This is a genomic window from Emcibacteraceae bacterium, assembly GCA_041396985.1.
GTDB lineage: Bacteria > Pseudomonadota > Alphaproteobacteria > Sphingomonadales > Emcibacteraceae > Pseudemcibacter.
Genome location: JAWKXO010000003.1, coordinates 483546 through 497273, shown reverse-complemented (window position 1 = coordinate 497273; position 13728 = coordinate 483546). Strand labels below are relative to the sequence as shown.

At 45.4% G+C, this 13728-nt stretch carries 12 protein-coding genes; 3 read left to right on the top strand and 9 right to left on the bottom strand.

Annotated elements, in window-relative coordinates; translation table 11 throughout:
- Positions 1 to 2 precede the first annotated feature (2 nt).
- From sulP to R3D86_10440, 6 genes are all read right to left on the bottom strand, one after another.
- Positions 3 to 1724: a sulfate permease gene (gene sulP / locus R3D86_10465; GenBank protein MEZ5758632.1), complete on the bottom strand. Its 1722-nt coding sequence runs from the start codon at positions 1722 to 1724 to the stop codon at positions 3 to 5.
- Positions 1725 to 3476, bottom strand: coding sequence for a TIGR01244 family sulfur transferase (locus tag R3D86_10460; protein MEZ5758631.1), 1752 nt, complete (start codon positions 3474 to 3476; stop codon positions 1725 to 1727).
- A 29-nt stretch (positions 3477 to 3505) separates the two neighbouring features.
- Positions 3506 to 4369, bottom strand: a complete 864-nt coding sequence (locus R3D86_10455) for an MBL fold metallo-hydrolase (protein MEZ5758630.1) — start codon at positions 4367 to 4369, stop codon at positions 3506 to 3508.
- A 30-nt stretch (positions 4370 to 4399) separates the two neighbouring features.
- Positions 4400 to 4828 carry a metalloregulator ArsR/SmtB family transcription factor gene (locus tag R3D86_10450; protein ID MEZ5758629.1) on the bottom strand — a complete coding sequence of 143 codons (429 nt, stop codon included), beginning with the start codon at positions 4826 to 4828 and terminating at the stop codon, positions 4400 to 4402.
- A 1-nt stretch (position 4829) separates the two neighbouring features.
- A complete protein-coding gene (locus R3D86_10445; GenBank protein ID MEZ5758628.1) occupies positions 4830 to 5513 on the bottom strand; it encodes a peroxiredoxin in 684 nt (227 codons plus the stop codon).
- A 184-nt stretch (positions 5514 to 5697) separates the two neighbouring features.
- Positions 5698 to 6054, bottom strand: coding sequence for a diacylglycerol kinase (locus R3D86_10440; protein ID MEZ5758627.1), 357 nt, complete (start codon positions 6052 to 6054; stop codon positions 5698 to 5700).
- 246 nt (positions 6055 to 6300) lie between these two features.
- Here R3D86_10440 and R3D86_10435 point away from each other — a divergent pair, with 246 nt between their 5' ends.
- The 3 genes from R3D86_10435 (at position 6301) to R3D86_10425 (ending at position 9793) form a co-directional block, all read left to right on the top strand.
- Positions 6301 to 6855: a phosphatase PAP2 family protein gene (locus tag R3D86_10435; GenBank protein MEZ5758626.1), complete on the top strand. Its 555-nt coding sequence runs from the start codon at positions 6301 to 6303 to the stop codon at positions 6853 to 6855.
- Positions 6856 to 6984: 129 nt separating this feature from the next.
- Positions 6985 to 8412 carry an aldehyde dehydrogenase family protein gene (locus R3D86_10430; protein ID MEZ5758625.1) on the top strand — a complete coding sequence of 476 codons (1428 nt, stop codon included), beginning with the start codon at positions 6985 to 6987 and terminating at the stop codon, positions 8410 to 8412.
- A gap of 52 nt (positions 8413 to 8464) precedes the next feature.
- Entirely contained in the window at positions 8465 to 9793 is a 1329-nt protein-coding gene (locus R3D86_10425; GenBank protein ID MEZ5758624.1) for an APC family permease, read from the top strand.
- Here the strand turns inward: R3D86_10425 and R3D86_10420 are convergent.
- From R3D86_10420 to R3D86_10410, 3 genes are read right to left on the bottom strand one after another with little or no spacing between them, the layout of a single operon-like run.
- The gene (locus R3D86_10420) at positions 9790 to 11268 is read right to left on the bottom strand and encodes a VCBS repeat-containing protein (GenBank protein MEZ5758623.1); all 1479 of its coding nucleotides are present in this window, start codon (positions 11266 to 11268) and stop codon (positions 9790 to 9792) included. The two genes, R3D86_10425 and R3D86_10420, sit on opposite strands and share 4 nt — an antisense overlap.
- Positions 11269 to 11300: 32 nt before the next feature.
- Positions 11301 to 11987: a DUF1080 domain-containing protein gene (locus R3D86_10415; protein MEZ5758622.1), complete on the bottom strand. Its 687-nt coding sequence runs from the start codon at positions 11985 to 11987 to the stop codon at positions 11301 to 11303.
- On the bottom strand, positions 11984 to 13714 hold the full coding sequence (locus R3D86_10410; GenBank protein ID MEZ5758621.1) for a GMC family oxidoreductase: 1731 nt from the start codon (positions 13712 to 13714) through the stop codon (positions 11984 to 11986). Before R3D86_10410 ends, R3D86_10415 begins: the two co-directional genes overlap by 4 nt.
- Positions 13715 to 13728 lie beyond the last annotated feature (14 nt).

Below are 13728 nucleotides of genomic sequence, written 5' to 3'. Positions count from 1 at the left end.
CATTACTCTGCGGTTAAGGCTTTAAAAGCCTCATACTGGCTAAGATATATTTTACCTGTTAAGTTCTCAAGAAAATGGCTATGCGCCAGCCTGTCAGTGACCGGGCCCTTGACCTCGCTCAAATGAAGCTTGATATTGACCGCTTTCAGGCGGGAATTGATCGCTTCAAGACTTTCAAGGGCACTGGTGTCAATAGAATTGACCGCGGAACACATAAGAATGACATGCTCACATTTCGGGTTTGAGGCAACCAGTTCATTTATTGCATTCTCAAAATAGCGGATATTGGAAAAATAAAGGCTTTCATCAACGCGGACCGAAATGATACGCGGGTCGGTAATAACCTTATGCCGCTTCACATTTCGAAAATGTTCAGTGCCCGCGACCTGCCCGACCACCGCATAATGGGGTACGGTTGTCCGATACATGAAAAGGACAAAGGAACTGACGACACCGGCTGTAATTCCAATCTCAACGCTCATCATCAAGGTCAGAACGATGGTGAGGAACATGGCAAAAAAATCACCTTTGCTATAGCGCCATGTTTCAACAATCGGCTTGATTTTCACCAGACTGAGTACCGCAATAATGATGGTTGCCGCCAATGTTGCCTTGGGCAGAAAATAAAGCAGCGGTGTTAAGAATACTGTCGCCAGGGCGATACCGATCGCTGTAAAGCCACCCGCTGCAGGGGTCACCGCACCGGCATCAAAATTAACGACCGAGCGGGCAAAACCGCCGGTTACCGGGTACCCGCCGGAAACGGCAGAACCGATATTGCTCATGCCAAGGGCGATGAGTTCCTGATTGGGGTCAATCTGCTGCCGTCTTTTTGCGGCCAGCGTTTGCGCCACGGAAATGGATTCAACAAATCCGACTAGGCTGATTAGGATGGCGGCTGAGCCAAGCTTTTCAATCAGTTCAAGGCTTAAATCCGGCATATGCAATTTCGGTAATCCCTGTGGCACCAGACCGACGATATCCACACCCTGCTGATCCAGTGAAAGTCCGGAAGCCAGAATAATGGTGGCAATAACGGCAAAAACGGGCCCCGCTTTAACCAGAATATTCGCTACCTTTTCACCAATTCCCACCTTTAACAAAAGCCCCATCAATCCGCTTCTGACATAGGATAGAAATATGAGACAGCCAATCCCGATCAATAAAGTCGTGCTGTTGATTTCGCCCAGTTTACTGATCAGCGATCCCACCTGTTCCAACAGGTTATGACCGGTCATCTTAACCCCGAAAATATGTTTAAGCTGACTAATCGCAATCAGAATGCCTGAAGCCGTGATAAAGCCCGTCATCACCGGATGGCTTAAAAAATTGGCAATAAAACCGAGCCGGAATAGCCCCATAATCGCTAGGAATATGCCGGAAAGCATGGCAAGCGCAATCGCCGTTTCAATATAGCCGATGGTGCCCGGCTCTGCGATCATGCTGGTAGCGGTTGCCGTCATTAAGGAGACAACGGCCACCGGCCCCACCGCAAGGGTCCGGCTTGTACCGAATATGGCATAAAGGACGAGCGGCGCAATGCTGGCATAAAGCCCGACTTCAGCCGGAAGCCCCGCCAGTAGTGCATAAGCCAGTGACTGGGGAATAAGCATGATTGTGACAATCACTGCAGCAATGACATCCGCAATCAGGCTGTCACGGGAATAGTCCCCGGCCCAGTCAAAAATTGGCAAATATTGTTTCAGTAGCTTAGGCATTTTCATTTAGGCACTTTTTTTATCGTCCTGAAAATCACAGGCGTTATCAAAATCATGCAAAATAGGAGAATGCGTCAGAATTTTGGGTTTTGCAAGCCACTCATGACCATGAAACATCAAGTCAAAATAAAGTGTCGGCATAAGTTTCTCTTTTAAAAACCAGGCCAGTCCCGTTGCTTTGGTCCCGTCAATTAGCCATGTTGGCATTGTTGGCTGTAATGCGCCACCATAGCCAAATTCAGCCAGCACCACTTTTCCTTTTTCCACGGTAAGCGGACATGAGCCGTACCCTTCATAAATGGCCACTGATTTCTCATTCTTAAAGAGCGAAACAATATTATGGGCAACGACCGGTGCCTGCTTTCTTACGGCAGCCGCTGTCTTTGCATTAGGCGCTGATATACCGTCTCCGATCCCGAAAATATTGCCATAAAGAACATGCTGCAAAGTTTCATTGTTTACCTCTACCCAGCCGTCAGCATTGGTAATCGGTGAATTTTTCATAAAATCATGGGCCGTTTGCGGCGGGCATACATGGATCATATCGAATGAACGCACTTCTTCTTTTACATTGCCGTCCGCGTCCTTGACACTGAATGTTGCTTTTTTCTCATCACCGTCAATGGCGATCAGATTTTCAAAATAGTGGGTTTTGGCGCCGTAAGCTTCAATATATTTTTCAAGTGCCGGCACATAATCAGCCACCCCGAACAGAACGCCACCAGCCGTGTGGAAGTTTACATCTATATCATTCAGTCTACCATGACGTTTCCAGTAATCGCAGGAAAGATACATTGCTTTTTGTGGGGCGCCCGCACATTTGATCGGCATTGGCGGCTGGGTAAAAAGGGCTTTGCCCCGTTTTAATGATTTAACCAGTTCCCAGGTATAGGACGCCAGATCAAAACGGTAATTTGAGGTCACACCGTTTTTGCCCAATGTTTCCCGCAGACCTTTAACCGCGTCCCAGTCCAGTTTAAGACCGGGAGAAACCACCAGAGCTTTATATCTGATGGATTCACCACCTTCCGTTTTTACACAGTTATTTTCAGGCTGAAAACTCGCCACTGCCGATTTGATCCAATTGACATATTTGGGCATAACCGAACTCATTGGCCTTTTGGTCTGATTACGGGAAAAAACACCACCACCAACCAATGTCCAGCCGGGCTGGTAATAATGGGTGTCATTAGGCTCAATTATTGCCATATCAAGACTGCTATCCCGCTTATGAATGCTCCCGGCAACGGCAAGGCCGCCAGCACCACCACCGATTATCACAACATCATAAACGCGCGAGCCGTCATAGGTTTCTACCTTTTTGCCGCTTTCACCAACATCATTTGCCGCTTCAAGACGACCGGCGATACTTTCAAGATTATATCCCGCTTCACCCGCCGTTTTCAGAATTGCCTCTGTTGACAAATGCCCGGCTTCAGATAGTGCCCAAAGCGTCACAGCACGCGTCCCCGTACGGCAGAAGGATAGAACCGGACCCGTCATTTTATTCAAATTGTCTTTGAATTCAGCGACATTTTCCTCTGTAACCTGACCCGGTATCACCGGTATATGAACATAATCAAGTCCCAGTTCCCCGGCCATAGACTTTATCTGATCAGAGGTGACCTGACCATCTTCTTCCTGATCAGGCCTGGTATTGATTATAGATTTATACCCCTCTGCTTTCAGGATATTGATATCGGTCAGCTTAATCTGTTCACTCACAGATAAATTAGGTGAAATTTTTCTAATTTCCATGGTTCTATCCTCTTCAAAAAAATCCAGTATTAAAGGGCGTTAATTGGAATTTTCATATATTTAATACCGTTATCTTCGGCCGGAGGCATATCACCAGCGCGCATATTGACCTGTACTGATGGCAAAATCAGAACCGGCATATCAAGTGTCGCATCGCGAGCAGTCCGCATATCAACAAATTTTTCTTTGCTGACGGATTTATTGACATGGATATTATGGTTTTTCTCATCACCAACTGTTGTTTCATAAGCATATGTATCCCGACCCGGCGCCTTATAATCATGACACATGAAAAGGCGTGTTTCTTCAGGAAGCGCAAAGATTTTCTGAATTGAATCATAAAGTGTATTGGCATCTCCACCGGGGAAATCGCAGCGAGCAGTACCATAATCAGGCATAAAGAGCGTATCACCAACAAATCCGGCATTGCCTATTACATACGTCATGCAGGCAGGTGTATGACCAGGTGTGTGAATTGCCTTGGCTTCAATATTGCCAATTTTGAATGTATCACCATCTTCAATCAGGCGATCAAACTGCGATCCATCTTTGGCAAATTCAGGACCGGCATTAAAAACACCGCCGAATATTTCCTGGACATTGATAACATGGCTGCCGATGGCTGTTTTACCACCAAGTTTCCCTTTTAAATAAGGGGCCGCTGATAAATGGTCAGCATGAACATGGGTCTCCAGAATCCACTCAACACTCAATCCATTATCAGTCACATATTTGATAATTTCATCAGCACTTTTGGTCGATGTGCGTCCTGAATTCGGTGCATAATCCAGCACTGAATCAACAATGGCACATTTCTTTGTTTCAGGGTCAGTCACAACATAACTATATGTAAATGTATGTTCATCAAAAAAGGCTTTTACTTCAGGGTTCATTTTAGTTTCCTTTCAAATTGCTTTTAAATTTTATTCTGACCGATATGGATCTGGTTGTATTCTGACGCGCCTGCTTTTGTGCATTTGCGCCGAAAGAACATTCTGTAAAGATCCCTGATCAGACGTTTCACTTTCCCTTATTGGCTGATGCGGCAACTGGCCTTTATTCCAGGCAATACACATTGCCTGCATCAGGTAGGATACTTTTTCATCCACAAGACGGTAAATCACTGCCTTGGACTCTTTTCTGGTATCAACCAGATTATGATCACGAAGACGTCCCAGATCCCGTGACAAGACAGGTTGACGGACCCCGGTTGTTTCCTCAAGCTCACTGACGGACATCTCTCCATCTTTTAAAGCACAAAGAATAAGCAACCGATTGGGATGGGACATCACTTTTAAAATGCTACAGACTTCAACTGCATTCGGACGGAATTTTTCCAGAAAAGTGCCCATTTTATTTTTCCTCCGGCACAGTTTTAGTGAAATACCAATCTGAATTCTCATCAGAATTTTTCTGATTTACTTTCATACGTTCCCGCACACCACGCATCGTAACAGGCGGCGTAAGCACCAGCTTATCTCCTTCGCGCCAACCCGCAGGGGCCACTTTATCCCCGGCTTCCGTTGCCACTAATGCTGATAAAATTCGTAAAATTTCGTCCACTGAACGCCCGACACTCATCGGATAATGAATGTGCGCTTTAATAATTCCTTCCGGATTAATAAAATAAACGGACCTCACGGTCGCTGTTGATGTGGACTGCTCGTCAATCATTCCATACGCCTCAGCAACAACAAGGGAAAGATCCTCAATAATCGGAAAATTGATCTTAATTCCAAAACGCTCCTCAATATTAAGGAGCCAGGCAATATGCGAATATACACTATCCGCTGAAAGCCCCAGCAACTCGCAATTAAGCGCAGCAAATTTATCCGAAGCTTTCTCCAATTCAATAAACTCCGACGTACAAACCGGTGTAAAATCGGCAGGATGAGAAAAAAGAATTAGCCATTTTCCAGCATAATCCGAAAGGCTGACAACCCCCTGCGTCGTTCTGGCTGTAAAATCAGGCGCCAAATCATTAATGCGCGGAAAGGTCCGTAAAGTCATATTTTCAGCATTGGTCACGCTATCCATGTCACTTTTCTCCGAATCAATTTAATTTTATTATATAACAATTATATATAAATGTATATTATAAATGATAATATATTAGCTTTAACAAGAATATTATTTATAAACAGTTACTTATCCAAAAAGTAAGACACTGAAACATGCCTATTTTTCAGACAACCAAAGTAAAATGTAAAAGAAAGAATGATTAAATATTAAAGATATAGACAATAAATGCCAAAAATATACATATTGAAATAATACTGGCAACGAGGACCGCACCTGCAAGTGCGTCTTTAACAATTTTTAAAACCGGATGAATTTCCGGATGCAAGTGGTCAATTAATTTTTCAACGGCCGTATTCACAAGCTCAAGCGCCAATACCAGCCCACAAGCTAAAAGAAGAATTGCCCACCAGACCGCATCCGGCCTAGTTAAAATTAAAATTACAACAATCAAAACTGTTGCAAGAATTTGAGTGCGGAAACTTTTTTCAGATTGCCAACTTGCTGTTACCCCCTGCCAGGCATAATCAAGACGCTTTAAAAAGCTATGATTTTTCATTTTTAAAATTCCTGTCTCAATTTGCCCGCATATCTGAAATAAACATAGTCCTGATGTAATGATTAACAGCTATAATTATTAAACATTGTGAATATGGTTCGTCGCGTTATAATCGCCAAAATCCTGATGCAATAATTTTACAATCAAGGAACCCATCAAATCATTCAAATTGTTTTAGCCAAAATCAACTATGAATTCCATATTTATACATTAATTTAATAATTTTTAAAATGACAGGGAATTAAAATGACCCATCCCATTAAAATAAAAAGTCTTTTCGTCATAGTATTTGTTCTTATTTCCACCTTGATTGCCCAGACGGCTTCAGCAAAAGGGGATGTTGAGAAAGCAGGAGATGCCCTGCTCGTATTAATTCCGGCAATTGGTCTTGGCAGCACTCTTTTATATGAAGACGGGAACGAAGGAACCATTCAGTTTTTAGAATCCATGGTCACGGCAGGCGCGGTTTCATTTGGGCTTAAAAAGGCAATTAACAAACAAAGGCCAAATGGTGAATGCTGCGATTCATTTCCATCCGGCCACGCCACCGGAGCCTTTATGGGTGCGAGTTTCATTCAAAAGCGTTATGGCTGGAAATATGGTATTCCCGCATATCTGGGGGCTGCCTTTGTCGGCTACAGCAGGGTCGAGTCCGACAAACATTATACAGAAGATGTCCTTGCCGGCGCTGCCATAGGGATTATCAGCAGTTATATATTCACAAGCCCCTACGAAGGATTTGAAGTCACCCCCATTGCCAGCAACGGATTTTATGGGCTCAGTGTTCATAAAACCTGGTAATTAAAAATCAGTCTGAATTTTTTTACTGAAAAAGTACTTTGCAAAAAACTTTAAAATGTAAGAAGGTAAGTTGCGAGGCGGGAATTAAGCTATTACTTTATAAGGATCAGAAGGAGGGTTAATCAGAAAATGAAGCAATATCTAAAATTTTACATTAATGGTGAATGGGTTGATCCAGAAGTCCCCAATGCTTTCGATGTAATTAATCCCGCCACAGAAACCGCCTTTGCCCAGATCAGCCTGGGAACCGCCAAAGATGTGGACAAAGCCGTTGCCGCTGCAAAGTCCGCATTCCCGAAATATGCAAAATGGACTGTCGAACAGCGCATCACCCTTCTGGAAAGAATTATTGATCTTTATAACAAACGCCGTAATGACGTGGCGCTTGCCATTTCAAATGAAATGGGCGCACCAATAACACTGGCAAAAAACGACCAATCCATCGTCGGGACTTTGCATTTTGAAAGCGCCCTGCGTGCCCTTAAAAATTTTCAGTTTGAGGAAAAACCGGACAATATCCTTATCCGCTATGAACCTATTGGCGTTTGTGGCCTGATCACCCCCTGGAACTGGCCAATGAACCAGGTTGCGGTGAAGGTGGCCCCTGCCCTTGCAGCGGGTTGCACAGTCGTCCTGAAGCCCAGTGAAATTGCACCGATCGATGCGATGATCCTTGCCGAAATTGTAGATGAAGCCGGTGTGCCACCGGGGGTATTTAATCTTGTAAATGGTACCGGCCCAGAAGTAGGCGAAGCCATGTCCGCCCATCCTGACATTCATATGATGTCCTTTACCGGCTCAACCCGGGGAGGTATTGCCGTTGCCAGAGCATCCGCAAATTCCGTCAAAAGGGTAAGTCAGGAATTGGGCGGAAAATCCGCCAATATTATATTGCGCGATGCAGACATTGAAAAAGCCGTCGCTGACGGCGTCCGGATCTGTATGAATAATAGCGGTCAGTCCTGCAATGCACCGACCCGTATGCTGGTTCCCAATGAATATATGGATAAAGCCATTCAAATTGCCCGTGAAACTGCGGAAAAGCTCATCATTGGTGATCCGAATGATGAAAATACGGATCTGGGTCCCGTCGTCAGCAAAGTTCAGTTTGATAAAATCCAGGGGCTTATCCAAAAAGGTATTGATGAGGGCGCAACCCTTGTTACCGGCGGCACAGGAAGACCGGAAAAGCTGTCTAAAGGCTATTATGTAAAGGCAACAGTTTTTGCCAATGCCAACAATAATATGACCATCGCCCGTGAAGAAATATTCGGCCCCGTCATCACGTTAATTGGATATGATACTGAGGAAGAAGCCATCGAAATCGCCAACGATACCGACTACGGCCTTGCCGGTTATGTCTGCTCGGAAAATATGGATCATGCCCAGGCCATTGCCGAACAGATAAGAGCCGGTCAGATCCTCGTAAATTATAAAAGTGGTGGTTCTGATGCACCATTTGGCGGCTATAAACAATCTGGCAATGGTAGGGAAAAAGGCAAATGGGGCCTTCACGATTATCTGGAAGTTAAGGCAATAAGCGGGGTGAGGGGCTAAAAAATTTGATAAAATTCCCAAAGCGACATAACCATTATTAAAGGCTGGTTTCATGGACGGCACGGAAAATAAAACTGACGAAGGATTATTACGGGCCATTGGAACACGTGCACTCGGGACCAATATTTTCAATCTTGTAGTAGGTGCAGGCATTTTTGCCCTGCCCGGCGTCGTTGCGGCAAAATTGGGGCCCGCAGCGATAATTGCCTATATAATATGCGCTGTTGCCATATCGCTGATCTTCCTCTGTTATGCTGAAATTGGAACAAGAATAACCCGTAGCGGGGGATCATACGCTTATATCGAAGAAGCCTTCGGCCCGTTCGCCGGGTTTATTGTTTCCATGCTGCTCTGGTTTGGCTGGGCAGTATTATCCGATGCGGCCATGACCGTCGCCATGATGAATTTTATCACGCCGGTGGTTCCGGAACTTGAACATACACCCTATAAAATACTGTTTATTGCCCTGTTGTTTACATTTATGGTCACCTTAAACGTCATTGGGGTCAAATCAGGTGTCAGACTTTATGTGGTTAATACTATCGCCAAATTTCTGCCTCTGGCTCTATTGCTTGTTGTCGGTATTTTTTATATCAATCCGGACAATCTGGTGATCCGGGAATGGCCAAGCCTGGCAAATATAGGCGCCACTACGCTTATCCTGATTTTTGCCTTTGGTGGTGCTGAAAGCGCCCTGAATGCAAGCGGCGAAATTAAGAAGCCTGAAAAAACTGTTCCCAGGGGCATATTCATAGGTATCAGCTTTATTTTTGTCCTGTATCTTGGCCTTCAGACTGTGGCACAGGGGGTGCTTGGACCTGAGCTTGCCAATAATACCGAGGCCCCCCTGGCCGTAACAGCGCAGGAAATATTCGGAGAGTGGGGCTTAAAGCTGATTGTTGTCGGCAGTACGTTGTCCATATTCAGCTGTCTTTGCGGTGATATGCTGGCAACTCCACGGGTTATTTTTGCGGCTGCAAGGGATGGAACACTTCCAAAAATCCTTGCCCGGGTCCACCCGAAATATAAAACGCCATATGCGGCTATTATTTTTTATGCGGCTGCGGTTGCCGGGCTGGGCTTAAGTGGCACTTTCAAACCACTTGCTGTCATGGCGTCAGGATCAATCCTGATTGTTTATCTGGGGGTCTGCCTAGCCACAATAAAGCTCCGGATGCGCGACGGCGTCCCTGCCAAAGGCCAGTTTAAAATGCCGGGAAAATTAATTGTTCCCATTCTTGCCTGCGGTGTTATCGGCTGGATGCTCTGGCAATTAACGCTGGAGGAAGCAAAAGGTCTTGCTATACTCATCGCTATTTCGGTTTTTATTTATCTGGTTCAGACTAGGTTGATCAAAAGAACCGTTTCAAGACAGGATTAAACAGCGGGCTCCTGCAGAAAGATATGGACACCATGGCGAGTGGCTACGGCAATATCAGGCAGACCATCTTTATTTATATCGGCCACAGTTACCTGACGACCTACCCCGACACTATCATCAATCAGATTTCGTTCAAATTTTACCTTGCCATCATCTGATTGCACAATTTTATACCAGTATAAATAAGGGGTGCCAAACTCGTCAGGATCCTTTAGGCCAAGATGGGCAAGCGGCGTTTTGCCAACGACCAGATCATCAACCCCGTCACCATCAATATCGGCAAGTTCATCGGCATGCGCATCCGTATAGGTATCATCAATGACATGACGTTTCCATTCATTATCCCCGGTCTGCTCAAACCAGAACACCCCGCGGCCATGCCCCATACCGCTCATGAAATCGTTTCGTCCGTCATTATTGACATCCATCACAAGCATTTGTGAAAAGGATACGGCAGGATCAATGATATGCCATTTCCATGAGCGTGTCCCGTCGGCAGCAATCTGCTGCTCATACCAGCCCCCCTCATCAAAAGATTGTCTAGGTGCCGGATTACCGGCCTTATCAAAAAAGCCTTCACCTGAGCCAAAGACCACATCGTTTAAACCGTCACCGTTGATATCCCCGACACCCAAACCATGGGTCGGAAGGGTGGCCCCGGTATTACGCCCTTCATTTTCCGCTTCGATGGTGTGGATCACATATCCACCTTCATCTGGGAATTCGACAGCATAGAGTTTTCCCGATGCTGCAGAAGGGTCAACGGCATTCGTAATGCTATCCGGGAAACTGGCTGCAGCAAGTTTCCCTGATACAAGATCCGGTTCAACAGCGCCAGTTATCACCTGAGGTTTTCCGGTTCCCAGAAGATCCATAAACACCGGCGATTCATTACGGGTATAATTCATGATAAGATGCTGCGGCCATTCCCCTTCAACCCCTTTCGGGTTTTCAAACCAGTAAAAGCCGGCGCTTGTGATATCCAGTGCGATCACATCAACCCATCCGTCTTTATTAACGTCTGCATGAAATGTAAAAAACGCGAGTGGATATGCCCTAGACCAGATATCTTTTTTACCCCCGCTTTCCAGAAATATTTTGATATGATCCGATAGTTTTGGGATAGACACGGCATCCTGTAGTGGTTTTCTTATAGTATGGCGCGTCCAGTCAGGTGCCTCATACCAGTAATGGCCCGTCACAACATCATTAAGGCCATCATTATTGATATCGGCAACCGAAGCCCCTTCCGAGTTATATTCACCGTCCAGTTTCACATGTTTGAATTTGATATTCGATTTCCCTTCGACAAATTCATTGTCATTGGCATTTATAATGTAAAGCCCATTGGTTGATGTGGTTGTTACCGGCTTCATTGCATTATAGGGAGCCAGAATAAGAGTCGGTGCAAATTGCCACACGAATAAAAACAGGATAACAACTGCCAGAATTATTTTTATCAGTTTTCTGATCATCTTATTCTCCAATAAAACTTTTTGTTGCAAAGTTAATTTTCTTTAGCCATGGGTAGTCCATATTGTTGCCAGGTCGGCAAATTTGGATCACTTTCAAGTATTTTTATTTTAATGTCTTTTACCTGCACTTTTGTTTTGCCACCCGCATGCGCCTGAATGGCGATATGGCCTTCCTGCGGAATGCTTAAATCCATTTCCGTATAATCAAGTGCAGGAACTCCATTGATCCATGACCGGATACGCCTTCCATCAGCAATAATATAATATTCGTTCCACTCACCCCGCATTACCGCTTTATCAATTGCATCCATATCAGCGGATTCGGCAATCACTTTATCCCGACGGCTCTCATCATAAAGTTTTCCCCACCAACCATCACCCGCATCAACCTGATAACCGCTCATTTCGCCGTTTCCTTCGACCGGCATACTTCTGATCTGAAACCCGGAATTGATAAAGCCCTCAGTACCCAGCAGTCTGACTTTAAGTGTCAATTCAAAATTCTGATAGATACCGTCAGTAACCAGAAACGTATTTGCTGGCACCGTCTGGTCAAGATGGCCCCCAGTCAGAGTGCCATCTTCAACACGCCAGAATTCGGGTTCTTCCGTATTCCAGCCGGTAAGAGTTTTACCGTCAAATAAGGGTACGGTATCCTGTGCATGTGCTACCGTTATAAGAGAAACGGCGACAACAGCGGCAAAAAGGGTTTTTATCATAGCTCCCCCTGTTTCAGCCTTTCAATAATATTATCTCCAGCCCGCATGGAAAGCGCCATAATGGTCAGAGTCGGATTTTTTTCTGAATGGGTAACAAATGGTGCACCGTCCGCAACATAAAGGTTCTTAACATCCCAGGTCTGCGAAAATTTATTTAGCACCGATGTCTTCGGATTATCTCCCATACGGCAGCCGCCAACCTCATGGTTTGTTCCTCCGCCTGGTCCAGTAAGCTTTCCGGCTTTTTTCATTTCTGTAAAACGGTCATGGATAACGACGGCACCCATATTTTTCGCCAGTTTATGAAGCGTTTCATACATATGTGATGTCCGCCTGAAATCCTCATCCGACCATTGCCAGTGAAACTTCGGCACGGGGATACCCCATTTATCTTTTACTTCCGGATCTATAGTCAGATAGTTATCGGCCGTCACTGTCATACTGCCAAGACAGCGGATTGACATGACCGACCCATAAAACTTACGCATATAGTCTTTTAGTTTTTTACCATAAAGACCCTTTTGATTGATCAGCATACCACGGAAAGTATCAGACATGCCGGGTGGGCCAAACCGTCCGCCGCCATAAGGATCGACCTCAAGCTTATAACCTCCGATAAAATCAGCCCCAGCTTTTTCCTTTTCTTCACCATGCAGCCACCAGGGGGCATAAAGATGCGGTTGTGAAACACCATCCTCGTTATGGGCTGGCAAATTTTCAAATGACGGAATTTGAATGATCAGGCTGCCACCTGTTGTATCAGACAGATACTTACCAACATTTCCGGAAGAATTTGCCAGACCATTTGGAGCTTTTTCCGTTTTCGAATTGAGCAGAATACGTGATGACTCCATTGCCGCAGGTGCCAGAACAACAACCCGCGCATGAACATCAATATGCTTTTCCGTAATGCGGTCAATATATCGAACGCCGATCGCTTTATCCCCGGCTTCATTCATAAGCACTTTATAAACAACGGCATTGGTAATGATTGTCAGTTTCCCAGTTTCCATTGCGGGTTTAATATAGGATGTCACACTATCGAACGCTGCTCCGATCGCACATCCCCGAATACAGTTTGTCGCATAAAAACAGGCCTGACGTCCGTGAAGTGGAGAAGTCAGAATGGCCGTCGGGTGGGCCATGGTTTTAATACCCATCTTTTCACATGCCTTGGCAAATATCATTTCTGCCGCCCGTGGTGCCGGCGGTTCCTGTCTGATATGATTGGGGGATTGTGGTGAATTATAAACCGCTTCATCAGCATCAGGCCCGAATAGCCCCATAATTTCTTCTACCCGGTCATAATATGGGGCCATTTCCTCATAGGTAACCGGCCAGTCCTCCCCACGCCCGGTTCTAGTTTTACTTTTTAAATCATCGGGTCCATAGCGCGGCGTTTGGCGGCCAAAATGGTGTGTCCGTCCGCCCAACTGGCGGGCCCGCCACCATACAAACCCGTCTCCTTCTGTGGTATAGGGTTGTCCTTTTACTTCAAACCCGCCATCAACTGTTGCATCAAAAAATCCTGAATTTTTGTCAGGTGTGTTTTGATCCCGAAGTGGCGCTTCCCGAGGTAATTGAAACATGGCAGCCTCAGTCTCAGGGTCATATTTGCGACCTGCCTCAACAAGAAGCACATTAATACCTGCCTCAGTTAGCGTGTGAACCATCATGCCGCCACCGGCACCTGATCCAACTACAATTACGTCATGCTCTTCAGCCATTATCAGTCCCTCCC